Source organism: Paraglaciecola mesophila KMM 241, from assembly GCF_000315015.1.
Taxonomy (GTDB): domain Bacteria; phylum Pseudomonadota; class Gammaproteobacteria; order Enterobacterales; family Alteromonadaceae; genus Paraglaciecola; species Paraglaciecola mesophila.
In genome coordinates, this window is the sequence record NZ_BAEP01000054.1 from 25,652 (window position 1) to 52,623 (window position 26,972).

At 44.0% G+C, this 26,972-nt stretch carries 26 protein-coding genes; 1 reads left to right on the top strand and 25 read right to left on the bottom strand.

The annotated features are described in order from the left end of the window. Positions 1 to 6: 6 nt before the first annotated feature. The 17 genes from GMES_RS12410 to GMES_RS12495 all read right to left on the bottom strand — a co-directional run bounded on the left by GMES_RS12410 (position 7) and on the right by GMES_RS12495 (position 16,326). Positions 7 to 732 (bottom strand): SDR family NAD(P)-dependent oxidoreductase, encoded by a 726-nt coding sequence (locus GMES_RS12410; RefSeq protein WP_006993049.1) that lies wholly within the window; start codon positions 730 to 732, stop codon positions 7 to 9. Beyond that, positions 725 to 2,071, bottom strand: coding sequence for an AMP-binding protein (locus tag GMES_RS12415; protein ID WP_039987373.1), 1,347 nt, complete (start codon positions 2,069 to 2,071; stop codon positions 725 to 727). The genes GMES_RS12410 and GMES_RS12415 overlap by 8 nt, the downstream gene beginning before the upstream one ends. After that, a complete protein-coding gene (locus GMES_RS12420) occupies positions 2,071 to 2,331 on the bottom strand; it encodes an acyl carrier protein (RefSeq protein WP_006993051.1) in 261 nt (86 codons plus the stop codon). The genes GMES_RS12415 and GMES_RS12420 overlap by 1 nt, the downstream gene beginning before the upstream one ends. A 2-nt stretch (positions 2,332 to 2,333) precedes the next feature. After that, the gene (gene pseH, locus GMES_RS12425) at positions 2,334 to 2,939 is read right to left on the bottom strand and encodes a UDP-4-amino-4,6-dideoxy-N-acetyl-beta-L-altrosamine N-acetyltransferase (protein WP_006993052.1); all 606 of its coding nucleotides are present in this window, start codon (positions 2,937 to 2,939) and stop codon (positions 2,334 to 2,336) included. Further along, positions 2,936 to 4,057, bottom strand: a complete 1,122-nt coding sequence (gene pseG, locus GMES_RS12430; RefSeq protein ID WP_083879609.1) for a UDP-2,4-diacetamido-2,4,6-trideoxy-beta-L-altropyranose hydrolase — start codon at positions 4,055 to 4,057, stop codon at positions 2,936 to 2,938. Before pseG ends, pseH begins: the two co-directional genes overlap by 4 nt. After that, complete coding sequence (pseI, locus tag GMES_RS12435; RefSeq protein ID WP_006993054.1) at positions 4,047 to 5,114, bottom strand: pseudaminic acid synthase; 1,068 nt, start codon at positions 5,112 to 5,114, stop codon at positions 4,047 to 4,049. The genes pseG and pseI overlap by 11 nt, the downstream gene beginning before the upstream one ends. A 38-nt stretch (positions 5,115 to 5,152) precedes the next feature. Then, positions 5,153 to 6,229, bottom strand: a complete 1,077-nt coding sequence (locus GMES_RS12440; RefSeq protein WP_006993055.1) for a glycosyltransferase family 9 protein — start codon at positions 6,227 to 6,229, stop codon at positions 5,153 to 5,155. A 1-nt stretch (position 6,230) separates the two neighbouring features. Continuing rightward, positions 6,231 to 6,932 carry a pseudaminic acid cytidylyltransferase gene (gene pseF / locus GMES_RS12445; protein WP_006993056.1) on the bottom strand — a complete coding sequence of 234 codons (702 nt, stop codon included), beginning with the start codon at positions 6,930 to 6,932 and terminating at the stop codon, positions 6,231 to 6,233. A gap of 10 nt (positions 6,933 to 6,942) precedes the next feature. Then, entirely contained in the window at positions 6,943 to 8,079 is a 1,137-nt protein-coding gene (gene pseC / locus GMES_RS12450) for a UDP-4-amino-4,6-dideoxy-N-acetyl-beta-L-altrosamine transaminase (protein WP_006993057.1), read from the bottom strand. Between the two features lie 8 nt (positions 8,080 to 8,087). Further along, a complete protein-coding gene (pseB, locus tag GMES_RS12455; RefSeq protein ID WP_006993058.1) occupies positions 8,088 to 9,086 on the bottom strand; it encodes a UDP-N-acetylglucosamine 4,6-dehydratase (inverting) in 999 nt (332 codons plus the stop codon). Positions 9,087 to 9,218: 132 nt separating this feature from the next. After that, positions 9,219 to 9,527, bottom strand: a complete 309-nt coding sequence (locus GMES_RS12460) for a hypothetical protein (RefSeq protein ID WP_039987377.1) — start codon at positions 9,525 to 9,527, stop codon at positions 9,219 to 9,221. Then, positions 9,524 to 9,955 (bottom strand): flagellar export chaperone FliS, encoded by a 432-nt coding sequence (fliS, locus tag GMES_RS12465; RefSeq protein ID WP_006993060.1) that lies wholly within the window; start codon positions 9,953 to 9,955, stop codon positions 9,524 to 9,526. The genes GMES_RS12460 and fliS overlap by 4 nt, the downstream gene beginning before the upstream one ends. 19 nt (positions 9,956 to 9,974) lie before the next feature. Then, positions 9,975 to 11,435 carry a flagellar filament capping protein FliD gene (fliD, locus tag GMES_RS12470; protein WP_006993061.1) on the bottom strand — a complete coding sequence of 487 codons (1,461 nt, stop codon included), beginning with the start codon at positions 11,433 to 11,435 and terminating at the stop codon, positions 9,975 to 9,977. Positions 11,436 to 11,459: 24 nt separating this feature from the next. After that, positions 11,460 to 11,900 (bottom strand): flagellar protein FlaG, encoded by a 441-nt coding sequence (locus GMES_RS12475; protein WP_006993062.1) that lies wholly within the window; start codon positions 11,898 to 11,900, stop codon positions 11,460 to 11,462. Between the two features lie 127 nt (positions 11,901 to 12,027). After that, the gene (locus GMES_RS12480) at positions 12,028 to 12,852 is read right to left on the bottom strand and encodes a flagellin N-terminal helical domain-containing protein (protein WP_006993063.1); all 825 of its coding nucleotides are present in this window, start codon (positions 12,850 to 12,852) and stop codon (positions 12,028 to 12,030) included. 1,423 nt (positions 12,853 to 14,275) lie between these two features. Beyond that, positions 14,276 to 15,106 carry a flagellin N-terminal helical domain-containing protein gene (locus GMES_RS12490; protein ID WP_006993064.1) on the bottom strand — a complete coding sequence of 277 codons (831 nt, stop codon included), beginning with the start codon at positions 15,104 to 15,106 and terminating at the stop codon, positions 14,276 to 14,278. A gap of 395 nt (positions 15,107 to 15,501) precedes the next feature. Next, positions 15,502 to 16,326 carry a flagellin N-terminal helical domain-containing protein gene (locus GMES_RS12495; RefSeq protein WP_006993065.1) on the bottom strand — a complete coding sequence of 275 codons (825 nt, stop codon included), beginning with the start codon at positions 16,324 to 16,326 and terminating at the stop codon, positions 15,502 to 15,504. A 257-nt stretch (positions 16,327 to 16,583) separates the two neighbouring features. Here GMES_RS12495 and GMES_RS12500 point away from each other — a divergent pair, with 257 nt between their 5' ends. Continuing rightward, complete coding sequence (locus GMES_RS12500; RefSeq protein WP_033186185.1) at positions 16,584 to 17,522, top strand: hypothetical protein; 939 nt, start codon at positions 16,584 to 16,586, stop codon at positions 17,520 to 17,522. Positions 17,523 to 17,600: 78 nt separating this feature from the next. Here the strand turns inward: GMES_RS12500 and flgL are convergent, their stop codons facing one another. The 8 genes from flgL to flgE form a co-directional block, all read right to left on the bottom strand. Continuing rightward, positions 17,601 to 18,827 (bottom strand): flagellar hook-associated protein FlgL, encoded by a 1,227-nt coding sequence (gene flgL / locus GMES_RS12505; protein ID WP_006993068.1) that lies wholly within the window; start codon positions 18,825 to 18,827, stop codon positions 17,601 to 17,603. Positions 18,828 to 18,849: 22 nt separating this feature from the next. After that, entirely contained in the window at positions 18,850 to 20,979 is a 2,130-nt protein-coding gene (locus GMES_RS12510) for a FlgK family flagellar hook-associated protein (RefSeq protein WP_006993069.1), read from the bottom strand. A 27-nt stretch (positions 20,980 to 21,006) separates the two neighbouring features. Beyond that, entirely contained in the window at positions 21,007 to 21,978 is a 972-nt protein-coding gene (flgJ, locus tag GMES_RS12515; RefSeq protein WP_006993070.1) for a flagellar assembly peptidoglycan hydrolase FlgJ, read from the bottom strand. A gap of 28 nt (positions 21,979 to 22,006) precedes the next feature. Continuing rightward, the gene (locus GMES_RS12520) at positions 22,007 to 23,119 is read right to left on the bottom strand and encodes a flagellar basal body P-ring protein FlgI (RefSeq protein WP_006993071.1); all 1,113 of its coding nucleotides are present in this window, start codon (positions 23,117 to 23,119) and stop codon (positions 22,007 to 22,009) included. A 13-nt stretch (positions 23,120 to 23,132) separates the two neighbouring features. Then, positions 23,133 to 23,813 carry a flagellar basal body L-ring protein FlgH gene (gene flgH / locus GMES_RS12525; protein ID WP_006993072.1) on the bottom strand — a complete coding sequence of 227 codons (681 nt, stop codon included), beginning with the start codon at positions 23,811 to 23,813 and terminating at the stop codon, positions 23,133 to 23,135. An 11-nt stretch (positions 23,814 to 23,824) separates the two neighbouring features. Next, on the bottom strand, positions 23,825 to 24,613 hold the full coding sequence (flgG, locus tag GMES_RS12530) for a flagellar basal-body rod protein FlgG (protein ID WP_006993073.1): 789 nt from the start codon (positions 24,611 to 24,613) through the stop codon (positions 23,825 to 23,827). A gap of 61 nt (positions 24,614 to 24,674) precedes the next feature. Continuing rightward, entirely contained in the window at positions 24,675 to 25,418 is a 744-nt protein-coding gene (locus GMES_RS12535) for a flagellar basal-body rod protein FlgF (RefSeq protein WP_006993074.1), read from the bottom strand. Positions 25,419 to 25,595: 177 nt separating this feature from the next. Further along, positions 25,596 to 26,972 (bottom strand): flagellar hook protein FlgE, encoded by a 1,377-nt coding sequence (gene flgE / locus GMES_RS12540; protein WP_006993075.1) that lies wholly within the window; start codon positions 26,970 to 26,972, stop codon positions 25,596 to 25,598.

Consider the following 26,972-nt stretch of genomic DNA (forward strand, 5'->3'; position numbering starts at 1 on the left):
ACTTAACTAAGCCGTACTACCCGCATCAACCGTCATGGTTGTGCCAGTGATAGCAGAGCCTTTGTCACTCAATAAAAAGCTGACCATTGCAGCGGCATCCTCAACACTGGCTAATCTACCTAAAGGGCTTCTGCGTTTAATTGACGCTAGCTTTTCACCTTGCAAATCGCCCGTCATGTCAGTTTGCATATAGCCTGGCGCCACACAATTTACGGTAATGCCTGCCTTACCCACTTCTCTAGCAAGTGATTTACTAAAGCCTTCTAAAGCAGCTTTACTTGCGGCATATACACTTAGGCCATTAAATCCTGTTTTTGCGATAATTGAAGATATATTAACAATTCGCCCCCTTCTATTAAGCAACATTGAGCGCAGCAAGTACTTACTTAACAACATGGGGGATTGCACATTCAAACGCATTAAATTATCGATTTCACCGTTTGGCATGGTCGCCAATACGCCGTCATGCCCTACGGCAGCATTATTCACCAATCCGTACGGACGGCCGAAGCGCTTGACTATTGACTTACATAGCGCCGGCAAAGCATCTAAATCGGCTAAATCTGCTTCAATAAAATGACAACGGTCAGGATATGCCTCGCTCAAACTTTGCAGTTCAGGGCTGTAGGTACGCGCAAGTGCTACCACAGACAGATCTGATGCAAGGGTATCTCGGCAAATCGCTAACCCTAAACCTCTACTCGCGCCTGTTACTACGACGTACTCAGCCATGACTATTGCTCCTGCTTAATTTACCCGTTGGGCTCATCGCTAAACTGTCAATTTGACGTAATTTTACAGGAATTTCAAAGCGTTGTAGCATCAATTTACACTGTGCGCGAACAGTTCGGCTAATATTCCCCCAGTCTTGATTGGGCTCAATAACAATATCAGCCACCACAAGATTACCCAGCACACTATTGGGCTGACCATACACTTTTGCCTGAGATACTCCTTTAATCGATAAAATGACTGTTTCGACTTTTTCTGGCGTTACTTTATTTCCGCCAACATTGATAACGCCAGACGCCCGCCCGAGAAAAAATATTCTATCACCGTCTGATCGTACAATATCTTGGGTATCTAAATAGCCATTGTCGTCAATAAGCGCTTCGAGTTGAGCATCAAGCTCGTGAGCGGGCTTGATACGTAAATGCTGATTTTGATCAATCTTAAGATGCGCGTTAGCCACGCCTTGTTGCAACCAACTCACAGGAAAGCCAGCTATTTTGTCAGCCACCACAAATCCCACTCCCGCTTCGGTAGAGGCATATATGTGCCGAATACTAGCCTGGGAATAAAGTTCTGACAGCTTATCGAGCAAAGGTTGGTCCGCAATTTCTCCGCCCAGTGTGATGCGCTTTAGTGGCACGTGTTGTAACTGGTTTGTCATCAGCATTTGACGCCACATACTTGGAGTGGCAGATATGGCATTGACCTTGGCGTTTGCATATTGCTGCAATCTTGCTATTAGGTCGTTCGTGACGTCGTCCACCAATGTTGCCCCGCTGATGAGCACTTGCAATAGCACCTGTAACCCGGCGTATCGATAGGCTTGATAACAATTTGCCCATTTCAATTCTGAGAGCGTGTTCGAAAATTTGGTATTCAAGGTTAAGGAAGCGAGTGTATGCGCAAACCATTTAGGTTGGCCAGATGTACCCGATGACGCTAACCACCAGCGAGTAACTAGTTCTCGTGTATCAGATTGCGCTTTCAACTTGCCTAATGTGCAAGGATCTTCTACCGCGCTTTTGTTCTGACTGAAAAGCTGCTTGGGCCGCGAGTTAATATCTATCGAGAGCCGCGAGCAGCTATTCTCAATACTTTCAACTAGCTCAGTTGAGCATAAATAGAGATCACTACACAAGCCATCAAATGCGAGTAACCCTACACAAAAAGAAGCGCTGTCGGTATAAATGAGCGCCAGAGGTTTATTTTCTAGGTACTGATATTCAGCTCGCCAGAGCTTGGCTAGCGCCAATAACTGCCCTAATGAAAACGACTGGCTTGTATTCACAATCACAGGAGTGACTGCCTTTGTTAGTAAAAGAGACGCTAAGCTACTCATTAGTAACGTGTTTGCTCTAACCCCTGGGCGTAAATCGCAACAAACTCTGCGAAAGTCGCAGGGTATATTTTTATTGCTAACTCGGTGAAAGGATCGATGCCTAACTCTTCTTCTAATTGAGCAACTAACATTGCGTAGCCTAATGAATCGAGTCCTGACTGCAGTAGCAATGTATCAGGCACTATTGGCTCGATTAATTGGCAGTCGCTTAACTCGGCAACACCACGCATAGCGCGTATAACGGTCTGTTCAATATTCACTTTTATTCCTTACTCAAGAATGTCACTTGCTGACACGCTCTTTGAATGGGTTTGGGTAGTTTAACTAATACAGCATCTCGGTGTTGCCGCCATTTTTGCATCGCATAATAGAAATAATGGATGTCGTAATGGGTAATATCTGACTGACCGTTGCTTTGGCGCATGCCGCCACTTTCAATTTTTACTCGTTCGTATTCAAATAGCATATGTAGTTTTAAAGCCGAAGTATTAAAAGATAATACTTGTGCCTCAAGACCATTGCAGTTTATCTTTTGTTGAGCATACTCAAGTGCAGCCCACTCAAGTATTAATCCACTACCTGGTGCGCAATTTACCTCACCCAGATAACACCCCCACTGCATCACGGAATGTTGAGTATCACTAACGTTCAACACACCAACAGGGCGAGAGTGTTGGCAGTAAATCCAGCATTCACGGTTGCTATCTTGCATTAAAGTTTCAAACCAATGCTGATGTTCATCCCACGCAATAAGTTTATCGTAATGCATATTTTCTCGCACTCTTTCGCTATTGCGCCAATGCCAAACAGTTGACAAATGGGATGCGTTAATCGGTACAAAACAATGCTCACTGGTAACGTCATTCATAGCAAGTTAGTCTCGTGTGGTCCATTAGGCAGCTCTGAATAAAGTGCAGTAAAAATACGATTAAACCCCGCTTGCTGACGAGCAGACAATGCATTGCTATGCATTTGGTTTAATAATTCTGGTTGATGCCACAGTGCCATCGATTTTTGTACTATTTGCTCAAGCAATAATACTTTGGCGTTCATTTCAAATGTTGGCTGCTCTTGCAGAGCATTTTCAATACTCACAAGGCACCAGCCCTGCCCTCTCGCCTGCTCACTAGCGAAGAATTGATTCTTAGCCGTCACCACTAAAATTGAAGGCGTGGCGCAATGTAACAGCTCAAACTGGCTAGCGCCGGCAGCCGAAATAGCTAAACGCCCCTGTTGAAATACTTCTGCTACTTGCTGGCAGTCATGAAAATATTCTATCGATAGGTGGCTGTGTTTTATAAATTTTTCTAGCTCATCAGTATGCTGATAACCACTCCCTGTAATGATAGTGATCGGAAGTCGAATAGAAGATTCAGAAAAAAGTTTCAGTAAGGGCAGAGTAAGCTGACTTGGATCGCTACCGCCGAACATCAAAATCAAGCGGTTACGCTTATTGAAGGGGAGTGTTTGCACCTGATAAAATTCTTGTCTAAGAACACGATAGTTATCACCCGCACAGCACCATGCATTTGGAGCAAGGTCGCTATAGTTTAGTTTATCTGCCCCACTCGCCCAATTGATGATCATGGATAAATGCTCATCTTTAATACCCGCATCCAATAAATGACCATCGTCAAACATAGCCAGTTTACTGGTATTTAAATCTAGCAATTTTCGGTAGCGGGAATCAAATTGGTATCCATCTAGGATCAGCCAGTCAGCTTGCTCTTTAGTACACAGTTGCTGTAATTCGTGATGTTCATCATAACGTGAGCTAGCTGCCATAACGTGCAACTCCCCCACCCAATCACTGCGGGTTTGGCAATGCGGCAAACTATTCTGACTCACTGCAAATATCACTCTTACATTGCGACTATGTAAACTTTGCGCTAGCGCAAGGCAACGCATCACGTGTCCTAAACCGATATCCGCTCCCGCGTCGACTCGAAATATAATACATTGCGGTTTTAGCTTACTATCTAACATGGGACCAATTAAGTGCTGTGCCTTTCATTATGTCTTGTGTCGCCTGTTTACCTTGCAAGTCTTCCCAATGCTTGGGTGCTAAACCGAAAGCTGGGCGGACTACGCGTAGATTCGTCTCAGTAAACGCCTCGCCTGCTTTAATATTTTCACTAGCATAAATTGAGCGGCGATACTGTTTGGACTTTTGTTCAACATCACTGCCCCCGTATTTTACCTCGCCGAGCGCTTGCCAAGCTCGCTGTGTTTCATCCACCAGCATTTTAAATTCACTTGGCTCTAATGAAAAAGCGGCATCAACACCACCTGCACCCCTATCAAGTACGAAGTGCTTTTCAATAACAGCTGCGCCTAACGCAATCGAAGCAACTGACACGCCAACCCCAGCAGTATGATCCGATAACCCCACCTCACAACTAAACGCATCACGCAGATGAGGGATGGTGTACAAGTTTGTATTTGACGCCTGAGCAGGATAAGTACTAGTGCATTTAAGCAGTATTATATCGTCGCAGCCCGCTGCTTTAGCTGCTACTACAGCAGCCTCTATTTCACTTAATGCTGCCATGCCAGTCGACATAATAATCGGCTTACCCATAGATGCCGTTTTACTAATAAGGGGAATATCGGTTAGCTCAAAAGAGGCAATTTTGTAGCAGGGCACTTCTAAGTCGCCAAGAAAATCGACGGCGTTAGCATCAAAGGGAGAACTAAAAGCCAGCATACCGAGCTCTTTGGCTCTATTAAAAAGCACACTGTGCCACTCATACGGCGTGGCAGCTTTTGCATATAAACCGTGTAAAGAAGCACCATGCCATAAACTGTCTTTTTCTTGGATAACAAAATCGGCGGTATTGACATCCAACGTCATGCTATCGGCGGTAAATGTTTGTAATTTTATAGCGTGGGCGCCTACCTTAGCAGCGGCTTCAACCATATCCAGAGCTAACGACAGTTGTTGATTATGGTTGCCACTCAGCTCGGCAATAATAAAAGGCGGATGCTGGAGCCCAATAGGCCTGTCACCAATGAAAATCGTGGAATGTTTATTTATCGACATAGATACGTTCTTAGCATGTATACGTTTTAGCTTTTAGGTTATCGACTTTTTTCGGCAAAAATTGATTCTATGCCATCTGTCAACTCTTCAGGCGTATCGCAACAGCACACTGATTGCTCCCTTTGGGTAAAGGGGCAATGCACTGGGCAACGAGCAGTTTGGTCGGTGGCGTAATCGGGCATACTGATCAACGGAGACTCACTGGCGCTGATTAACAGTGTTGAGCAACCCACTGCCTTGCCATACCATTGTGATTCCCCCGGCTTAGTGATGACTAAATCAGCCCCGGCGACATTATTTAACGTTTCCATTAAACGTCTTTCTTTGCTTCCATTAGTCCAAACTTGGAACCCTTTAAGTTCAAGCATCTCCTTCAGCTCACAAATATATGGATAAGCATATCCATCATGAGCATCCGCTAGACATAACGAGATTTTTTTTGCTGTTGTTTGTTCAGAACGTGATTCTGAAAGAGCGCACTCGGTAGAAAGTGACTTGGTATTGCGTATGCTCTCAATCGACAAACTCACATCAATATCAATGTCTTTGAAACCGCAACATTCACGCAAGTAAAACTCAGTGTAACCCGCATCAAACTGTTGAGTATTCCACCATTGACTCTGTAAACGTGTCATACCGTGAAAAGTACTTTGCATATAACGCTCAGTTGATTGAACAAAATCGGGTTGCAAAGTTTGGTCTTGGAATTGGTTGAGTAATGTTTGTACAGAGATATTGAGCATATTGCCAGCGACACTCTCACCTGCATCATGAAGAAAACGCGCCAAAAAACAAGGCATGAAAGCAGTATCGAGATTGACTATTTGCGTGTATTCATTGGGAATTATTGTTTCGGCTAAGCCCAAAAAAGCTTCGATCGCTACTAATAAATCATTAGGCCAAGCGTGGGCGGGTAAGGTTATCGTTTCAACGTTCGGATCGACCAGATGAATAATATCGGCGCCAGCACCAAAGGTCAGAAAATCAATGTGACTGTCAGGGAATTTAGTTTGAAAATGACGCAATGCTGCAACGCCTATTGTTGCTGCGTCTTTGACACTCAACATTCGGATAAGCAGTATTCGCTCAGCATTCGGCGAAGTCGTTTGCTGCATATTATTCCCCTATTTGTGATTGCATGTACGCTTTATACATTAACTCAGCGCGCTCCCAATCTTCAAGTGTATCAATGTCTTGCACTAAATGGCGAGGTAACGCGATTGGGATACTCGTTTCACTAAATGTGGGGGTCCCTTTTAAAAAGGCTTCGCTTTTGCCCCAATAGAATTGCCCCGCGTCATGATAAGCTTCTTCTAAGTCTTGTGAACGCTTGGGGATGTCTTGTGGACTAAAAGGATATACACCACCATTTTTCATTTTTAATGCCCGCTGAATGGGGAATGGAAAACTGGTAACAGAAAACGCAAAGTGCTTAGAAACATCCGCTGTTAACCTTTTAAACCCGTCTTTTAGCGCAGTCACTTGAAGGAAGGGAGCTGTAGCATATATGCAGCAAGTATGACTTGGCGCTTCGCCCTGCTCCTGAACAAATTTTATTGCGTGCTGAACAACGGGAACTGTACCTGTGAAATCATCAGAGAGATGTTCTGGCCTCATAAATGGAACCTCAGCGCCACACTTTATCGCAATATCCGCTATGTGCTGACTGTCAGTAGAAACAATAATCTTGTCAAAGAGTTCAGAATTTCTGGCCGCTTCGATGGAGTAAGCGATTAATGGTTTACCACAGAACATCTTACTGTTCTTACCAGGAATACGTTTGCTTCCTCCTCTGGCAGGGATAATAGCGAGGTTCATTTATTAGGTTTCACTGTAAAACATCAATAAGTGTATCAATTACGTGCTGCTGCTGTGAAGCTGACATCGTTGGAAACAAAGGTAACGTAATGGCATATTTATAAAAGGCCTCAGAATAAGGAAAATCGCCTTTTTGGAAACCAAGCTTTTGATAATATGGCTGAATATGAATGGGAATGTAGTGTACGTTAACACCAATCCCCCGACTCCTAAGTGCGTCAAACACAGCTTTTCGGTCGTGTGTTGAAAGCTCAATCATAAAAAGGTGCCATGCACTGGTGGCAAGCGTTTCCTCACTTGGCAATTTAATGGGCAACGGACGTAATGCTGTTAAATACATAGCCGCTTTTTCACGCCTGTGTTGAATAAACGCATCTAACTTATTTAACTGCGATAAACCCAACGCACCATGAATGTCACTCATACGGTAGTTATAACCAAGCACTTGCTGCTCGTAATACCAAGCGCCTTGTTCTTTATCCTCTAACGCTGATGGCTCTCTAGTAATGCCGTGCTTAGCGAACAAGGTTAAGCGCTCTAATAAACCTTTATCATTTGTTGTTATTGCCCCGCCCTCGGCCGAGGTAATAGATTTAACAGGATGAAAGCTTAACACAGTCATATCACTAAACTGGCAACTGCCAACCGGCTTATCTTGATAGGTTGCACCTAAAGCGTGTGCCGCATCTTCAATAAGCGTAATATTGTGCCTGCTTGTTAGCGCAGCGATCGCTTGCATATCACAAGACACACCTGCAAAGTGGACTACGATCAAAACCTTAGGGAACTTGCTACAGTTAGCCAGTTTATTTTTAAGGCCTTCAATAGAGATGTTCCGTGTGAGCGGGTCAATGTCTACGAAATCAATGTCGGCACCACAGTAGCGAGCACAGTTGGCTGAAGCAACAAATGAGTTGGGTACTGTCCAAACTAAATCTAATGGACCCACACCAGCGGCTAGGCAAGCAACATGAAGGGCGGATGTACCGCTGTTTACAGCTAAGGTATGAGCTGCTTGGGTATAATCACACAGTGCACTTTCGAACGCAGGAACCGTGGAGCCTTGCGTTAGAAATTGATTTTGAAGTACATCGACAACAGCATCTATGTCATCTTGGTCAACCGCGTGACGTCCATATGGCAGCATGTTCAATGCTAATCCGTCGTGCTATCTAGTGTACGTAGCTCTTCCACGGATAAGAAATGAGGATTAGTGCCGGAGTGATACTCAAATTTATCTTCTACCGCTTTACCTGACTCACCGAGTTTGTTGCGCTTATAGTTAATATTTTTTTCGAAAAAAACGATGGCCGGTGTAATCACATAATGATCATCGAACTCCAATGAATGATGGGCCATCTCTTCCGGCACCATCACCTCATGCAGTTTTTCACCAGGGCGAATACCAACGAGCTCATGCTCACGGGTACCGCTCATAGATTCCACTAGGTCGAGGATGGCGACAGATGGAATTTTAGGAACAAAAATTTCTCCCCCTTGCATTCGTTGAAAGTTCTTTACCACGAATTCAACGCCCTCATCTAATGTAATCCAAAAGCGTGTCATTTCTGCATGGGTGACTGGTAAATTAGATTTACCTTGCTCCATCAAAGAGCGATAAAACGGCACTACTGAGCCACGTGAGCCAACAACATTGCCATAACGTACAACTGAGAATCTAGGCCCTTTAGCACCAGACATATTATTTGCTGCAACAAACAGCTTGTCTGAGGCGAGTTTTGTTGCTCCATACAAATTAACTGGATTGGCTGCTTTGTCAGTGGACAAAGCGATTACGCGACTTACGTTAGCTGCTATTGCCGCATCAATCACGTTTTGTGCGCCATTTATATTCGTTTTAATACATTCATTCGGATTATACTCAGCCGCTGGAACTTGCTTTAGGGCTGCTGCATGAACCACGAGATCCACTTCCCGCATGGCGGAAATCATACGTTCTTTGTCACGTACATCGCCAATAAAATAACGCATGCAGGGCGCATCAAAAACTTGCTGCATTTCAAACTGCTTTAATTCATCTCGAGAATAAATAATGAGCTTTTGCGGTTGGTAGTGTTTTAAAATAAACGAAACGAAACGCTTACCAAATGAGCCGGTACCGCCAGTAATAAGGATTGATTTATTATTAAACATTGTTGTTCATCACCGATGGGTTAGGCTTTCTTTGGTTTCATTCTAGTGTATATGACTATGAATCTTAAGGATATTCCCAAAATAGAGATAATTGAACATTCCTTTACATACACAACCCCCTCTCAGTTAACCCTAATAGTACTTTTTAACCGCCTTTCGCCCACGTATTAAACCACTCAACTGTTTTAAAGACGCATCAAAAAGCTGCTGGGCAAGCTCTACTAGCGCATCGTTAACCTTGATCTCCGCTTCACAGAATTCTGTTTTTTGAGCAGGCTCCAAGGAATCTAAATATTCTTTAATACATTTATCTCTCTGAACTGAGATTGAATGAAAGGATTTTTCATCGAGCGCTTCATCTTGGAGTAGAGATGAAAGTTTCTGATTGATACTCACCAATTCACTGGGTGTAAATGGGTGATTTAGTTCAATACTTTTCACACTACGGCTTGTCGTTTTTGGCGTTGCGCTTCATAAGCATCTTGCTTAGCGTCTTCTGGAATTTGTGACCATGCCGTTTTGATAGGCAACATTAAACCAATGACTTCATCCATAATCTGTAGATTGTTCTGCACTGTCGCATCAGTTAACCTTTGAACCATATAGTCGTAAAGTGAGAATAAATTTTCTGCCACTTCAGCGTTATTAGTCAAATCAAGCGTATCACGCAGATTAATTAAAATAGCTGTGCATCGACCAATATGCTGAGCTTTTTCAGCATACTCTTTACGCTCCATACAGCCCTTTGCATACGCCATTCTATCAAGTGCCCCTTGCATTAGCATCAAGGTCAATTTATGTGGATCTGCTTGGGCAATTTCTTGTTTTAAATTGCCTTTTTTATAGGCATTAATACCTTTTAAAGCCATCTATATTCTCCTATCCTACCTATGCAGAACCCAATGATGCCAGAAGTGCTGACCCCGTTTGGTTGAGCTGTGCAACAGTCTGATCTAAATTTAAATATTTATCACGTAGGATTTGTTCAGTCGAGGCCATCCGTAATTCGAATTGCTCTCGCTCATCCGCTAACTGATCTTTCTGGTCTTGTACGGACTTCTCTCTGGATGTCAGTAAGCCACTGTAATTTGTATACTGCTCTACGTAATCGTGCATTCGAACAGCCACACCGTTTTCGCTATCCGCAAACAATGCAGCTATATCGTCAAAGCTATCTTCCAAAGCGTCTTTTAGTCTATCTTCACCGCTGCCGAAACCAAATTTGTCTGATGAGCCTATTTCCAAGTCACCGTCTTCATTAAACTCAATACCCAACTGGAATAGCGTCCCCAGCCCTGACGACGAAACGTTAGCACTAATCATGTTTGAAAGACCTTGCTGAATACCCCGAATCATAGAGTCACCGGCAAGAGCGCCATCTTCTTCCAAATCTGATGCGCCATAACGAGTTAATGTGGTAATTTGGGTATTCAAGGCATTAAAATTATCAACGAAGTCTCGTATTTTGCCTTCTAGTCCCTCTGCATCAAAGCCTATTTTCAAATTCGATGTCTTGGGCGTTATGCCATCATCATCTAATTCTGATAACTGAGACACGGTAAAGGAAACGTTCTCAATCACGTTTTCAAATTCCGTGGTACTGCTTTCAACCGCTATTCCATCAATAGTCGCTTTTGAATTCTGAGCACTTTTTACAGTATCTAAATAGGCAGCGGTTTCCGTTGAGTCAGTCGTAGCAACTCTGTTTAAGTCGGCAATGTTGTTATCATTAACGATCACTAAATCGTTACCTTCACCTTGAACTGATGAAGTGAATACTAATTTTGCACCGCCGGAGGCAGTGCCAGTATCAATAATACTCGAACGAACACCGAAGTTGTCGTCAGAGCTGTTAATAGCAGAACTCAATTGCTGGAGCGTCATGCCAGCTGTCACGTTGATAGAAAAGGTATCAGTGGTCGCGCCGATTTTAAATGTCAAACTGCCTGCCTGAGCACTGACCGAGTCAGACGTGCTTGAAAAGCCACCATCGACTGCATTATCCGTTTCTATTCGACTACCACTGGCTAATTGGGTGACGGCAATTGCGTAGTCTGCTTCTACAGCGCTGTTTGATGCTTCGGCCGTAAACGGTTCGATGTTCTCGCTCGGATTTTTAATCGTCGGCTCACGGCCTTTTAGGTTGGCATCGCTTCGCAGTTCATCTACGCTATCTAAAAATTCCTTCATTTTAGACTTAAGCGTACCAATACTGGATATTTCGGCATCATAAGACTCTTCTTGAGAATCAAGACGCGCCTGCTTAGGCGACCGTTCAGCCTCCAATAACTGGCTAACTAAGGCCTCAAGATCAAGACCTGAACCGACCCCTAGCGATTGAATTGACATAATTACCTCTCACCTAAAAATGATTTAGGCCTGTTTATTGAAAAACATCCCTACCGCTGAACCTACATCCATCTGCAAATCTTGAATACGCCGCGATAAATTAAGTACCTCTTCTGTGGGGATTTGTCTAATAACGTCCCCACTTTCAGAGTCTGTTACCTTGACCACTTGTTTACCGCTGTCTTCATCCACCGAGAAATTTAATTGCTTGTTTCTGGTTTGAACAAATTCGTTAACCTCTAAAAGCGCTTCGTCCAGCTCTTGCTTCGAAAGCTCACGATCCTCTTGTACTTGTTTATCGGCTGTCGAAGCAAACCCTTTAGTATCCTCACCGTTTATATCACTGGCAGATTTAACATCGAGCAAGGAAACATTCGTTTGTTTCTTAACATCCGTATTTAGAACATTTTCATTGTTAGTCAAATCAGCAACATTCCTGCCAACTTGTGAAAGATTAACTTCCATAACCCACCCCTTAAACAAAGAAGGGAACAAAGACGTAATGATGTCCAATGCTCCCTATCGAGTTTCTAACTAACCGAATTATGCAATTCAGTATAATCCACTTTTTAACGCATAAAATATAATAAACCTAGCCCAACAAACTTAAGGCAGTTTGGGGAGCTTGGTTTGCCTGACTTAAGACCGATAGTGATGCTTGTTGAATGATTTGATTACGAGTCAGTTCTGCCGTTTCAGCTGCAAAATCAGTGTCGCGAATACGTGAACGTGCGCTGGAAATATTCTCAGAAATGTTACTTAAGTTTCTAATGGTAGATTGAAAGCGATTTTGCACAGCCCCAAGATCAGCACGAACACCCCCAACGACCGAAATTGCTTCAGAAATAGCGGTTAATGCTGCGGATGCTCCATCAACGGTGGCCACATCGATGTTATCAATGCTCAGACCTGTAGCCCCGAAACCATCATTACGAGATAAATTTACTGATATATTCTGATTACCATTTGCACCTACTAAAAAGCTCGCTGAAAATGTGCCATCAAGGATGTCAGTTGTACCGAATTGCGTGTCAGTCGATATTCTGGTTATTTCAGACTTTAAGGCCGAAACTTCTTTTTGCAATGCTCCGCGATCTGCGTCTGAGTTAATTCCGTTTTGCGATTGTACTGCTAGCTGACGAATGCGCTGCAATGACGATGTAACTTCTCCTAAGGCACCTTCTGCGGTTTGCGCTAATGAGATTGCATCGTTTGCATTTCTGGCAGCTTGATCTAAACCCTGTATCTGTGTCGTTAAACGATCTGAAATCTGTAGCCCAGCTGCATCATCTGCCGCGCGATTGATGCGAAAACCTGATGATAAACGTTCAAAAGATGTATTAAGTGACGCGCCTGAATTGAACAACTGACGCTGAGCATTTAACGATGCCACGTTGGTATTAACGAATAATGCCATGATAGAACCTCCTGGAAACCTACCAATATCGCGTTGCGCATGGTAAGCCCGCCTCAAAATTCAGTAGCAATGAGCCTCCTCATTGATACCGCCTCACTAAATTATTGCTCAGCACCTCTACTTCGCAATAACACTATAAATGACCGATTAGATCACCCCTCAACCAATGTTATCGACCATAACTTCAACAACTTTAGTTTTTATTTTGATTTTTTATTCAGGCAGTTTATTTTACATAGGATAGAAATAATTTTTAGCATACAGAAAGTTGGCACGTGAGGTGCTTGTTTGAAATGGTGAAGCAATAAGAATTGAGAAACGTCAAGAACTTGGCGGGAGAATAAAAAAGGCCGGGCCAAATGACCCGACCGAATTGCTCACGTTAGGAGAACGAGCAAAAGAGTTTCTGTCCGACTAGCAGATCAGAGAATGAATACTGGCCTCTCAACCAAACTTCTACACTCTCAGTTCTGTTGGTCGGCGTTTTGCGCTAGTTGAACCACGCATCATCCCTGAATAATATCAACAACTTTCCCTAGTTGCCTACCGGGCGGCCTCTCATTTCCTACCCTCTAAGTAATATCTTAGTCATCAAACAATGATCTAACATTATTTCACGTGCAGACCTGTTACTGAACAGCAATGAGAGTTGCGTTGTTCATCTCTTGTAACGGCACTTCTTGCAACGGACTTTTTCTGCCGTTGTAATGGCAATTCCTGTAAACTGATAACCTTTCGTTGCCGCTTCCTGCCATTAAATTATAGTCGTTAACGGCTAACTCAAGTTCGGCTCCCCAGGTACATTCGCCAACCCAGTGAATATATAAACTCGGTGACACTTGTCTTATCCTTAAACGTAACGATGCTTTAAAGCATTCAGATACTTTATATATCCTCTCACCTGCAGCGTAAATACACTCATTCGCGACTTAGGTTATTCTCCTTCCACTTACAGAGGAAGTAATGTCACGATAATTACCACTTGGTGCACTTTAACGGTATGACTCATCGGCCCAATCGACACACCAACTTTCAATACTAGGCTCTATCAATCTGAGTCATTTTCACAATGGCCTAGCAAGGCTTTCATTTCAGACGCTTTTGCACAGCTACCTTGCCTACAATGAGCACTCTGTTTTATTAACAGCCTATGTTTAACAGCTACTAATCTAAAGTGTAAGTCTCGCTAATTTGGCACATAAAGTGCTTTATTTATCTTGCCAACTAGTACCCTGGTTGGCCTATTTTGTTTGTGTTACCACACGACAAAATGTATTGAGCGAAAGCTCTAGCTGACAGGCAGGTTTGATGGCCTAAACCTCAAAACCTCACTACCTCCTGGCGTCTTCCTTGTCTGTCAGCCATTTCACTTTCTTTTAAATCCCTTTGGGCATCCGACCTGCCACCCATCTGTTCACTATCATTAACCTTGCAATAGTTGCAGAGCTGATTGTGGACGCTGATTAGCTTGACCCAAAACAGTAATACTCGCCTGTTGAATAATCTGCCACCGAGTCAATTCTGCCGTTTCAACTGCAAAGTCAGTATCTCGAATACGACTGCGGGCTGCTGACACGTTTTCAGATATGTTGCTCAGATTGCGAATAGTTGATTGAAATCTATTTTGAATAGCACCGAGATCAGCACGCTTAGCATCAATAACCGATATTGCTTCTAATACAGCGACCATCGCCCTAGATGCTTGGGCTTCTGTGGCAACGGAGATAATTTCTCCTTCGAACAAACCCTCTGGCCCATATCCATTTGCTCTAGATATATTGACGCTGATTGTCTGACCCGGGTTTGCTCCCACAAGAAATGCGGATGAGAACCCACCACTTAGGATATTTACACCACCGAATTGAGAAGTAGCAGCGATTCGGCTCATTTCAAATTTGAGCGCATCGACTTCTTTTTGCAATGCCAGTCTATCTGCTGATGCATTAATCCCGTTTTGAGCCTGAACGGCTAAAACCCTGATACGTTGCAATGCGGTGGTGACTTCCCCTAACGCTCCTTCTGCGGTTTGCGCTAAAGAAATGCCATCATTGGCGTTTCGCACGGCCATGTTAAGGCCAAGAACTTGCGTCGTAAGTCGATTGGATATTTGTAATCCAGCCGCATCATCTTTGGCACTATTAATGCGAAATCCAGATGACAATCTTTCAAACGCCGTGTTTAAATTATTGTTCGACGTGAATAACTGACGAGTAGCATTCAACGACGACACATTCGTATTAACGAATAAGCTCATTTTCTTTCTCCTAACGATTTTTTAAACTTTCACCCGACTATTATTTTTATGTATCGTGATGAATACAGGACCTTGCTTTAATTATTATTGGTCTCTGTTTCTAGTGCTGGCTTATTATTTTTTTGAGTTACCTAGCGACTATGTTTAAGTTATCGAACGGACACAGAAAATCCTTTAGCGGAAAAATTAACTAAATATTTTTCTATTTTAAATTCAAACACTTACAAATAAAAATAAACGCAAAAAAAGCCGAGGGATACCCCTCGGCTTTACGCTCTGACTTTAGGAGAGAGTGAGCAGACTCTCAACTGATTGGTTCTTTTTAACCTGGTGCACTACCTCCTGGCTTCAAAGCCCCAAACAGTAGGGTCTCGAAACCTAGGTTAACTAACCAATTAACCTAGTAAAGATAAAGCTGACTGAGGACGCTGATTCGCCTGACTCAGTACAGTTAAACTTGCTTGCTGGATGATCTGGTTACGAGTCAATTCTGCAGTTTCAGATGCGAAATCGGTATCACGAATACGTGAACGAGCACCCGATACGTTTTCAGAGATGTTGGACAAGTTACGGATAGTTGATTGGAAACGGTTTTGAAGCGCACCCAAGTCCGCTCTTACGCCACCTACAGAAGAGATAGCTTCAGAGATAGCTGTCAACGCTGCAGATGCACCCTCAACGGTATCTACGTTAACGTCGTCTATATTAAGACCTGCCGCACCAAAACCATCAGTACGTGACAAGTTTACAGAGATATTCTGTCCACCATTGGCACCTACCAAGAACTTAGCCGAAAAATCTCCTTTTAGGATATCAGTAGTACCAAACTGAGAATCAGTCGAAATACGCGTGATTTCAGATTTAAGTGCTGAAACTTCTTTCTGCAAAGCTACACGGTCTGCTTCTGAGTTAATGCCGTTTTGTGATTGAACAGCAAGCTGACGAATACGTTGCAATGAAGATGTTACTTCACCTAATGCGCCTTCAGCTGTCTGCGTTAATGAAATCGCGTCGTTTGCGTTTCTAGCAGCTTGGTCAAGACCTTGTACTTGAGTAGTCAAGCGGTCAGTAATTTGTAGACCTGCGGCATCATCTGCTGCACGGTTGATTCGAAAGCCCGATGAAAGACGTTCGAAGGAAGTATTCAAGCTGTTAGCTGAATTGAATAATTGGCGTTGTGCGTTCAAAGACGACACGTTGGTATTTACGTATAAACCCATGGTTTTCTCCTACACTCTCAGTCCAGTTTTCACTGGCAACCGAAAATCATAATCGGTGGTTAAATAACACTAATTAGTATGATGATTCGTTAAATAAATCATCACTACTGGCTCTCTCAGAAATGTTATCGACGGTAGGAAAATTCTCTTTAACTAAAATTTGCCGTTTTTTCGTTAAACGGCAACGAATTGCCGCTTTGCAATTGCTAAACAATTGAGTTCCAATGGTTTTATTAAAATCGCCACGGTCAAAAATAATGCAAATAAAAAGTATTAAACGCGTGACTCGAGCACATAAACATCACGCATTTAGCGATTTATGTGAGTTTGAAGGGTCGCTTTACTGTTGTTTCAGAGTAGCAAGCAACCATGTGAGTGACGATGGTGTCATCAATGTGTTGACCCTCACTGATAATGGCCAAATAACCTATAAACAACGTATCAGCCTGCCTTCTAGTGATTTGCGTGACCCTAAGCTGAGCATAACACCCTCGGGGGAGCTGATGTTGTTGGCATACTCACGGCGAACACGTTCATCTAATTCTGTAGGTGTACTAGGAGAGCACAGCCCTGTGATTTGGGTTTCTCAAAATGGACTGAGTTGGTCCAGCCCTAGAAACGTAGGCAATAAACATTGGTGGCTTTGGCGATTGCGCTGGCACAATCAAAATGCATATGGGCTTGCATATAATCGTTCAGCCAATGCGGTACACTTTTATGGGGGTAACCCAAAGCGTAGCTTCCACCGCGACAAAACCAATGCCTTTAGTTTGCAAACGCATGACAAAGGCTACCCGAACGAAAGCGATATGTGTTTTGCAGAAGATGGCACTGCTTATGTGGTTTTACGTAGAGACAGCGATACTTATAGTGCCCAGTTTGGAATAAGTAAGTCACCTTACACACATTGGCATTGGATTGATTTAGGATTTTATTTAGGTGGGCCTAACATGCTAAAGCTCGATGAACACAATGCGCTACTAGCAGGCAGGATAATATATAAAGGCAAATTCGTGACGGCGATACTAAATCTAGAGCTTAAAAGCGCAAAAATCACCCTCCTCGTGGTTTTGCCATCAAGTGGGGACAATAGCTATCCCGGCATGGTTAAACGCAAAGACACAGTGTTCGTTAGTTATTACTCATCACACCAAGACCAACAAGCGCACATATATTTAGCTCAGATAGCGCTTTAAGCGGATAAAGCGCTGTTTGAAACTTTAAGGCTGCAACTAAATGCGAAAACTTTCAGATCAGGCCTGAACTACTGCAGCTTAACTGATGTAATCGAAAAGCGATAACCCTGTCACTTTTGCAAATGTGGCTTGGGCCGCTTGTAAAGCAGTCTCTTGTTTGCTTAGTTCTGATACTGCTTCTGCGTAGTCAACATCTTCGATATTTGCTCTAGCCGTTTTATTGGATATTTCGAGATCTAAGTTTGACGCAAATACCGATTGCGCCACATTGAGTTTCCCTCCAAGCAAAGATATTGAATCAGCGATACTGGTTAAACTGTTATCTACTCCAATCAAGGCATCGCTAATTGCCTGTTCATAATCCCCATCGGAGATATTCTCATCTCTGAGGCTGTTGTAAAAGTCATTGAGCGTCTCGGCAATATTTTTCTTTTCAGGTTTTTGCAGTGTGTAGTTCACGGTATCGCCTGCAGCGCCTTCGATCGTAAACTCTTGCCCTTGAAACTCGAAAGGCTCACCACTGGTAAATGGTTGCGTGCCCACCACAACGCCAGTACCAACATTGCTAATAGTCACTTCATCAACACCAGTAATACTTATCTGATACTCGTTATTCGCTGGGGTAACAGGGTCGTAATTTTGTTTATGAAACTGATCAAATTCACTTTGAGCACTTATTCTGGTTGAGGCCGATGTAACACCACTTGTGGAAGAAATTTGACTGTCCAACCTTGCGTACACATCTTCAAATACCGTTTGCCCAGAGTTATTCATCGCTAAAGAAAAGGTATTTGAAATGCGAATATCGTTTAACCCTTCGTCACCTTCAAAGACATACTTATTACCAGCTGCGCCGGCAGTATAGCTGAATGCAGGGGTCGAGGATTGGTAACCAGCAAAAATGTATTCACCATTCGCACTTTGGCTATTCATTGCATCAAATATTTGGTCTCGAATTTGTCCAATTTCGATGCTTATGGCGTTACGGTCATTAACGTCCAATATGCCGTTACCCGCTTGGATCATGAGCTGTCTTGCTCTTTGAATGTTATCCGTTACGTTCCCGAGTATGGTTTCTTCTTGCTCAACACTGTTAGTGAGCAAGTTATTGTTTTTGTTGTATTGAGCAATTAAATCAATTTCTTCTGTTAAACGTATTACTTGAGCAGATCCTACAGGATCATCCGACGGTCGAAGTAATTTTTTACCCGTAGATAGCTGCTGCTGAACATCCGACAAATCATCCTGATTGTCTAGTACAGCACGAATGCTTCTATCATATAACTGACCAGTGGAAATTCGCATTATAAACCCCTCACGTGTTTCATTATCTCACCATACTCAAAATGGTGTCGAACATCTCTTGCGCAGTGTTTAACAAACGTGCTGAAGCCGCATAAGATTGCTGAAAGCGCACTAAATTGGCCGCCTCTTCATCTAAACTCACACCTGACACTGAGTCATACCAATCTTTTGATTGTAGCTTTAGCGCCTCGCCTGCTTTGACCGCAATATCCGCATTGGCTGCTTTTTGACCTATATCGCCAACAATATTGGCATACGCTTCGTGGAAACTAACCGGATCACCAGATCCCGCATTATTGAGCTGCATGCCGTTCTCATTTTGAAGATTAGCCATGATTAAGCCATTGCGGTTATCATTAAGTCCATTTTGGTTGAAACTGATAGAGAATGTATCCCCCGCTTTCGGCTCCCCTTGCAACGTAAAATCGTAACCAGGGTAATTATCAAGTGCACTAAATGCTGCGGGCCACCCTGGCGTGCCAGAAGCTTGCTCTAAAAGGTTATCCATCGATGAAATACCACTTACCGTGGTGATAACAGTGCCTGCACTATCAAGCACTTCATATTCAGTGGCAGAGTTAAACCGCACCGATGCCGGTGCACCGACTCCACCACCGGGCGCAGCGCCAGGCGCATGAATACCTCCGGCCCCGTCAAAACCCGATGAGCGTAAATCAAAAGGTGCGGTGTCCACAAAGGTATTTGTCACTGTTGTTGAAACGAGCTCTGAGCCGCCTAAATTATCTTCGCCTGCTTCAATTCTAATCGGGCTTGCTAACGCTAAGTCTTCTGGGCGTGTGGTGAACACTTCGATTTTGTCTGCCACATCTTTGGTCGGTTGCAATAAGAACTGGTCATCTACCGTGTAACCAGCGCCTTTGGAAAACTCTAACTCGATACCACCAAAAATTTCATTAAACTCGCCACTTTGTGCAGTTAACCCTGTATAACTCTGGGTAAGAGCCGTACCGTTCACATCGGTCACAGGTGAACCATCTAGGTTAAGTAATTCAACGGTGACATCTACAGTTGGCGGCACCCCCGCCGTGACTCCGTCAATGGTAACTCGGTAATCAGCGCTGGTAATTTCACTGGCACCGCCTTTTGAAATACGGCCATTAACGATAGAGGTACTATCAGCATTATCTGGATAATTAAGAGCCGTGGTGATAGGACGTGTAAAAATCTCGCCTCCCAATTGCTGGTCATAATCCATACCCGCCCGGTTTTGCGTATTCACAGCTTCGGTTACCGCTAAAGCGATTTGTCCTAGCTCTCGGCGACTGGGCTCTAGTACCTCATCACGATAGCGAAATAACCCACCAATCGTCCCTCCTAGCTCGGTTTCCGCTAAGTTTAAAGAGGTTGGTTTGCCATTACTGGTCAACTGTAACGATTTATAATTCAAATCTGCACTGTTACTCACTTCAAACACACTAAACGTGCCGTCTTGCATTACAAGTGACTCACCTGAGGTGAGGTTAATCATGATGGAGCCATCATTGTTTGAACTATTTCGGGTCTCAATCGACACCAGACTGCTTAATTCCAGCACCGCATTATCTCTTTGATTCATCAGCGCACCAGGCTCATCGTGACGATTATTAGCTTGAGCGATTCGAATAGACTCATTAAATGAGGCAATAGATTCGACTAAAGAATTTACTTTATTTAATGAGGAGGTAAACTCAAAATTAACTTCCCTCTCTTTCTCAGCCATAAAGGTGGATAATGTGCCCATTTGGCCAAGCATTGAGTCGGCATCGCCCAGCACCAATTGTCGAGCAGACATATTCGTCGGATCATCATTAGCCGTTTGCAGCGATGCAAAAAAACGGCTCATACTACTTGAAATAGAATTTGCTTCGCTGGCGAAAACATTATCTAAAACAGCCGTTTTGCTCCAATAAGCTTCATGCTCAGCAAGATTGGTGGTGTCTCGGCGCAACTGGTTCTGAGCAAACGTGTTCATTACTCGCTCAGTAGTGAATTGGCCGACACCTCCGGTTAACTCAGCTACGAAGTTTGTTCGCTCACGAACATAACCTTCGGTGTTCACATTGGCTATATTATTACCTGTGGTACTGAGTAATTGATTACTTGCCTCCACACCAGAGCGGGCGATAGAGAGCAAATCCGCCGTTCTAATCATGATTTATACTCCGCAAACTGATGTTGTTCATGGTTGATAATTATTCAGTGAACCGCTGTTTAGAACGGAAATAACTTTTTGCGCATACGTTGGGTCGGTGGCATAACCCGCTTGCTGCAATTCGTCGAAATAGCGTTTGGGATCGCCAGTATTTTGCAGCGCTTGCTTGTATCTCGGGTTTTCTTTTACAAATGACGCATAGTCTTGCATCGCATCATCGAACGAATTGTAAGCTCTAAATTCGGCTTTTTTCGGCGCTGCAAGCCCTTGTTCAAACTCAATAGTGTTCACCTTTACAGTGTCACCTTGCCAGCCATTGCCCGCTTTAATCCCAAACAAGTTGTGGGTATTGCCTTTCTCAGTGTGCATCATGTATTGTCCCCAGCCAGTTTCCACCGCGGCCTGGGCCAATAATGCTTTGGGCTCAATGCCTAGTTCTTTCGCCACTTGCTGAGCGACAGGATAAAGCGCATCCAAAAATTCGCTTTGGTCACTAAAAGCTGCATCTTTGTAACCTGCATTGGATGCTGCGGTCTGTGGCAGGCGCTGCTCCGGTAGCGCTATTTGTTGCGCTTGTTGAATGCTTTTCGCACTATGACGATTAATATCTGACAGGTTGCCATCATTTCGAATAACGCTTGAGGGTGTGAATCCATTTCCGCCTTTGCTTAACTGTTTAACGATAATGTCGGCCAAGCCGATACTGCCGTTATTCGACATATCTGTCGCTAACTGCTGATCGTGCATATCGCGATAAAATTTAACTTGTTCAGAGTTAAATGGGCTGTCTTTATCAGCCATAACATCTTGAGCTTTTCGCATAGACTTAAGCATCATCTGTACAAAAATAGCCTCGAACTGCTTCGCAGCCTCTTGCAGTGCCGCATCATCGCCGCTTTGTGCTGCTCTGCGCAGTTTGTCTAAGCCTTGAATGTCATTCGCATTGCGCGACATATCAAATTGACCTTGAAACTTTATGCTGTTGTCTATGTTATCCATCGACTATGCCTCGGCCCGGTTAATCACGCTAAATTACGACCAGCTCGCCTTGTAAGGCACCTGCCTCACTCAGCGCTTCCAGTATGGCCATTAAATCACCAGGGGCAGCACCTACTTCGTTTACCGCGCGCACTAGTTGGTCTAGCGTCACACCAGGATCAAACTTAAACATGCGAGTGTCGTCAAGATTCACATCAATAATGGACTGGTCCGTAACCACTGTATCTCCCTGCCCTAAGGGATTTGGTTGAGTCACCTGCTGATTTTCACTGATCGTCACTGTTAACCCGCCGTGTGTAATAGCAGCAGGTAACAGACGCACATCTTGACCGATCACTATGGTCCCTGTTCGGCTGTTAATAACAACACGCGCGGGTGCCTTAGCAGGCATGAACTCAAAGTTTTCTAGCGTCGCTAGAAAGCCCACTCGTTGCCCGACATCTCGGGGCGCAGACACGCGAACCGATGCAGCATCAATTGGGGTTGCAATAACATAACCTTTATCGGGATCAGCCCCTAAACGTTGGTTGATAGTATCCGCAAGGATCTTTGCCGTTGAAAAATCGGGGGAATTTAAATTAAGTGTTAGAAAGTCATTTTGCATGAATCCGCTGGGCACAGCGCGCTCAATCAAAGCGCCATTTGCGATACGACCAACGGTGGGCGTGTTGGCGACAATTTTAGAGCCGTCTGCTCCCTCGGCGCCAAAACCACTAACCACCATACTTCCTTGAGCAACGGCATACACTTTGCCATCAAGACCTTTTAGAAAGGTTTGCAGTAATGTACCGCCGCGCAAACTTGCTGCTTCACCAACAGAACTTACCGTTACGTCAATCGTTTGGCCGGGTTTTAGAAAAGGCGGTAGTTCAGCATGAACCGCAACAGCAGCAACGTTTTTGATTTTTGGCTTCAAATTACTGTCTAAGCTGATGCCGAAGTTTGACAGCATGGTGCGAAAACTCTGCTCAGTGAAAGGACTTTGCTCACCGGTACCAGGTAAACCCACCACCAAACCGTAACCCACCAGTTGGTTGCTGCGTACACCTTGCACGCTAGCCAAGTCTTTTATCCGCTGAGCCTGCCCTACTGGAGCAATAATAATGCTCGATACCATGAGAATGAATAAAAGTAGTTTCATATACGACTCCTGCCTAAAAAGGCCAGTACTCAGAAGAAAAGAACTTGGTCAGCCAACCTTCTTTTTGCGCTGACGCAAACGTTCCTGTGCCACTATATTGAATGCGCGCGTTGGCAATTTTGGTCGATACGATTTCATTGGTTGGGCTAATATCAGCAGGACGAACTACGCCCGTTAAACGAATATATTCATTACCGTTATTTAACGTTAACCATTTCTCACCGCGAACCAATAAATTTTGATTGGGAAAGACTTTCATCACTGTGACAGATATGTCGCCACTTAAATTATTACTCTGGTTAGCTGACGCGTCACCGGTAAATTCATTTGAGCTGTCTACGCCAAGTTGAATTGACTGAGAGCCAATATTAACGGCGTTTCCGCCCAAACCAATGATTGGGTTAACATCCAGTGCCGATTCTTTAGAGGTTGTTGTTCCTGCTGATTTAGTTGCACTGGTATTCTCTTCTAAACTTACCGTGATAATGTCGCCTACACGGCGGGCTTTCACATCGGAATACAAGCTATTGGCCATATCAGCCTGAAAAATTGAGCCGTCTTCGGCAATTTTCTGCCGCGGCAGTTCAGCCGTAATAGGTGCATAGTAAGGGTCGTTCGGCATAATATCCGGCTCAGGCGTGCTCTGGCATGCGCTGAGTAATCCACTTAATCCAATGACATATAAGGCTTTCATAATATTAACCATTAAAGTTGTTGAATGACCTGACCTAACATCGAATCCACGGCCGAAATCACTTTAGAGTTCATCTCGTAAAGGCGCTGACTTTCGATCAAATTAACCAACTCTTCTGTCACGTTAACGTTAGATGTTTCTAGCGCTCCCTGAACAACCGTGCCTAACCCTTCAAGGCCTGGTACCCCTTGGATAGGCGCACCACTGGTAGCAGTTTCCACATACAGGTTTTGACCAATAGGTTGTAAGCCCGTCATATTAACGAAATCAGAAAGGCTGATTTGGCCTAGCACTTGTGGGTCAGCCTGACCACGAATAGAGGCAGAGACTTCCCCGTCTTGAGAAATCGTAATCTGCTGGGCGTCTTCAGGCACAGTAATGTTGGGTTGCAGTAAAAAGCCCGCCCCAGGCGTAACAATCTGCCCTTCATCATTAAGGGTAAATTGACCATTACGTGTGTAGGCAATGCTACCGTCTGGCTGCTGTATCTCGAAAAATCCACGCCCCTGGATGGACATGTCCAGCGCATTTTCTGTGGTCAGCATATTGCCTTGCGTATGGGCTTTTTGCGTGGCGACCACTTTACTACCTGCGCCTAACATCAAACCCGACGGTAACTCAGTATCCGCTGATGAACGACCACCTGGCTGGTTAATATTTTGATAAAGCAAGTCTTCGAAAATCGCCCTGTCTTTTTTAAAACCAACGGTACTGGCATTGGCCAAGTTGTTCGAAATAACAGCCACATCAGTTTGTGCGGCGTCGAGTCCGGTTTTGCTGATCCATAATGCTGGGTGCATAGGTCACCTCCTCTTTAAAATTATCTTAAGCTTGCTAATACTAAGTCGTCTTCAATAATAATTAGATAATACGCAGCAACTGATTCGCTCTTGAATCAAGATCGCTGGCTTCTTTCATGAATTTAATTTGCATCTCGTAATGGCGCTGCAGGCTGATCATATCGACCATTTCTTCTACAGGGTTTACATTACTGCCTTCTAACATGCCGTTGCGTATGCTGACCGTTGGATCGAACTGCGCCAATTCACCGTCTTTCTGGCGAAACAATCCATCATTCCCTCTTTCAATATTGTCTAAGGCGGGGTTTACTAATTTCAATCGCCCCACTTCTTCAAGTACGGTTTCTGGCGCCCCTTGAGGTCGTACAGAGATGGTTCCATCACCAGCGATGTTGATATTTGACAAAGGAATAGGTAAAAAAACAGGACCAAACTCTCCCAAAATTGAATTGCCAGAAGAGTCTTGAAGTTGCCCATCATCACTGATCTGTAAGCTACCATTGCGGCTATATGCCTCAGTTCCATTAGCATCGAGGACGGATAGCCAGCCTTCCCCTTGGATCGCTACATCCAACTCGCGCTCTGTTTGAATCATCGCCCCACCCTCAAAATTATTGGCGGGGTTCTCTGTCATGGAAAATACTCGGGTTGGCAGCCCTTCCCCAAATGCTGGCATACTGCGCGCCTGCTCTAACTGTGCGCGAAATCCAGTGGTCTGCGTATTAGCGAGGTTATTTGCACGAACAGCAGTACCAAGAAGATCTTGTTTAGCACCGCTGGCTGCAATATAAAGCAATTTATCCATGACAACTTCTTGACGAAAAGTGAACTTAATAAGAACTCTGCAATTAAGATGCCATTCATCGACATTCCAGTTTGGAATAGATGAAAGTTTAAGCTGTGAAGGAGTGTATAGCGGGATTTTCTTCGATATAAAAAAGGCCACAAATTGTGGCCTTTCAGTATTAATGTATTGAATTTATTAACGAATATTCAAAATAGTCTGGTTAAGCTGGTTGTTAACCTCAAGTGCTCGAGAGTTCGCTTGGAAGTTCCGTTGAGCGATAATTAAATCGATTAGCTCGGTGGTTAAGTTTACGTTTGCTTGCTCTAATGCGGATGAGTTGATATCACCAAAGGTACCGGTAGTTGCCTCACCGGCAAGAGCTTCACCGGATAAAATACTTTCTTGCCACTGGGTATTACTTTGCTGTGTCAAACCTTGGTCATTAGCGAAACGCACTAGGGCGACACGAATGATTGGCTCAGATGTACCGTTTGAGTAGGTTGCACGTACAAGACCGTCAGCACCGATATCTATACCAGTCAACCGGCCTACCGCTAATCCATCTTGTTCAAGTGAAGTCACTTCAAATGCAGAAGCAAACTGAGTGGGTTCATCAGGGGTAGCATTACCTGGGTCAAAAGCAAAATTAGTGGTAATGGTTTGTGAAGGGTCAGAACCATTGGCTAGAATTGTTCCCCCTAACGCGACTGAGGTGATATCGCCCGTAGCACTAGTAGTGCCATCGGCATTGGCAATACTGGTAAAATCACCACCAGCGCTAAAAGTCATTCTATAGCCAGCGACCGGGGAGCCAGTGGTTTCTCCGACTACATTTGGCCCAGTAACAGGTGGAACGCCTGGAGTATCACCTTCAGTATTTAATGCGATATCATCCATATAAGTAGTAACCACCCACTCATTAGTGGCAGCTTGATCTTTCATGAAGTAATAGGTCATAACATGACTATCTCCCAATGAGTCAAACACAGTAACTGAAGTTGCAGCATTATAAGTCAGTGGATCATCAGGATTGAATAAATCTAAATCGACGGCATCATCTCCGGCGGGTAAATTCATTTTTAATGAGACTTCTGATGTAGGCTGAGGGGAGCCTGATGAGTCAGGGATACGTACAGCTTGAGTCGTACTTAATGCAACTGAAGATGAGGTGCCATCTGGGTTAACAGGAAAACCAAGCAAGTTATCGCCATTAGAGTTCACTACGAAGTTTTCGGCATCAAGCTTAAACATACCAGCTCGCGTAAATGAGAACTCTCGAGAGTCAATTTCAGGGATAGTGGCAAAGAAGCCATTGCCCGTAACCGCTAAATCCAGTGAGTTATTCGTAAATTGCAAACTACCTTGGGAAAATTGCTGAGCAACTTCTTGGGTAATAACGCCGTCGCCGACCTTGGTTTTACCGCCAGCTAACAGTGATGATGCATATACATCGCCAAACTCTGCTCGGGATTCTTTAAAACCAACCGTATTCACGTTAGCAATGTTGTTTGCCGTTGTATCTAAGTCTCTTTGCGCAGCGGAAACGCCACTCAATGCAATATTAAAAGACAT

Coding starts and splice junctions, on each gene's coding strand:
- GMES_RS12410 (WP_006993049.1), bottom strand. CDS start 732: ATGGCTGAGTACGTCGTAGTAACAGGCGCGAGTAGAGGTTTAGGGTTA.
- GMES_RS12415 (WP_039987373.1), bottom strand. CDS start 2,071: ATGAGTAGCTTAGCGTCTCTTTTACTAACAAAGGCAGTCACTCCTGTG.
- pseH (WP_006993052.1), bottom strand. CDS start 2,939: ATGAATGACGTTACCAGTGAGCATTGTTTTGTACCGATTAACGCATCC.
- pseG (WP_083879609.1), bottom strand. CDS start 4,057: ATGTTAGATAGTAAGCTAAAACCGCAATGTATTATATTTCGAGTCGAC.
- pseI (WP_006993054.1), bottom strand. CDS start 5,114: ATGTCGATAAATAAACATTCCACGATTTTCATTGGTGACAGGCCTATT.
- GMES_RS12440 (WP_006993055.1), bottom strand. CDS start 6,229: ATGCAGCAAACGACTTCGCCGAATGCTGAGCGAATACTGCTTATCCGA.
- pseF (WP_006993056.1), bottom strand. CDS start 6,932: ATGAACCTCGCTATTATCCCTGCCAGAGGAGGAAGCAAACGTATTCCT.
- pseC (WP_006993057.1), bottom strand. CDS start 8,079: ATGCTGCCATATGGACGTCACGCGGTTGACCAAGATGACATAGATGCT.
- pseB (WP_006993058.1), bottom strand. CDS start 9,086: ATGTTTAATAATAAATCAATCCTTATTACTGGCGGTACCGGCTCATTT.
- fliS (WP_006993060.1), bottom strand. CDS start 9,955: ATGGCTTTAAAAGGTATTAATGCCTATAAAAAAGGCAATTTAAAACAA.
- fliD (WP_006993061.1), bottom strand. CDS start 11,435: ATGTCAATTCAATCGCTAGGGGTCGGTTCAGGTCTTGATCTTGAGGCC.
- GMES_RS12475 (WP_006993062.1), bottom strand. CDS start 11,900: ATGGAAGTTAATCTTTCACAAGTTGGCAGGAATGTTGCTGATTTGACT.
- GMES_RS12480 (WP_006993063.1), bottom strand. CDS start 12,852: ATGGCATTATTCGTTAATACCAACGTGGCATCGTTAAATGCTCAGCGT.
- GMES_RS12490 (WP_006993064.1), bottom strand. CDS start 15,106: ATGAGCTTATTCGTTAATACGAATGTGTCGTCGTTGAATGCTACTCGT.
- GMES_RS12495 (WP_006993065.1), bottom strand. CDS start 16,326: ATGGGTTTATACGTAAATACCAACGTGTCGTCTTTGAACGCACAACGC.
- GMES_RS12500 (WP_033186185.1), top strand. CDS start 16,584: ATGCAAATAAAAAGTATTAAACGCGTGACTCGAGCACATAAACATCAC.
- flgL (WP_006993068.1), bottom strand. CDS start 18,827: ATGCGAATTTCCACTGGTCAGTTATATGATAGAAGCATTCGTGCTGTA.
- GMES_RS12510 (WP_006993069.1), bottom strand. CDS start 20,979: ATGATTAGAACGGCGGATTTGCTCTCTATCGCCCGCTCTGGTGTGGAG.
- flgJ (WP_006993070.1), bottom strand. CDS start 21,978: ATGGATAACATAGACAACAGCATAAAGTTTCAAGGTCAATTTGATATG.
- GMES_RS12520 (WP_006993071.1), bottom strand. CDS start 23,119: ATGAAACTACTTTTATTCATTCTCATGGTATCGAGCATTATTATTGCT.
- flgH (WP_006993072.1), bottom strand. CDS start 23,813: ATGAAAGCCTTATATGTCATTGGATTAAGTGGATTACTCAGCGCATGC.
- flgG (WP_006993073.1), bottom strand. CDS start 24,613: ATGCACCCAGCATTATGGATCAGCAAAACCGGACTCGACGCCGCACAA.
- GMES_RS12535 (WP_006993074.1), bottom strand. CDS start 25,418: ATGGATAAATTGCTTTATATTGCAGCCAGCGGTGCTAAACAAGATCTT.
- flgE (WP_006993075.1), bottom strand. CDS start 26,972: ATGTCTTTTAATATTGCATTGAGTGGCGTTTCCGCTGCGCAAAGAGAC.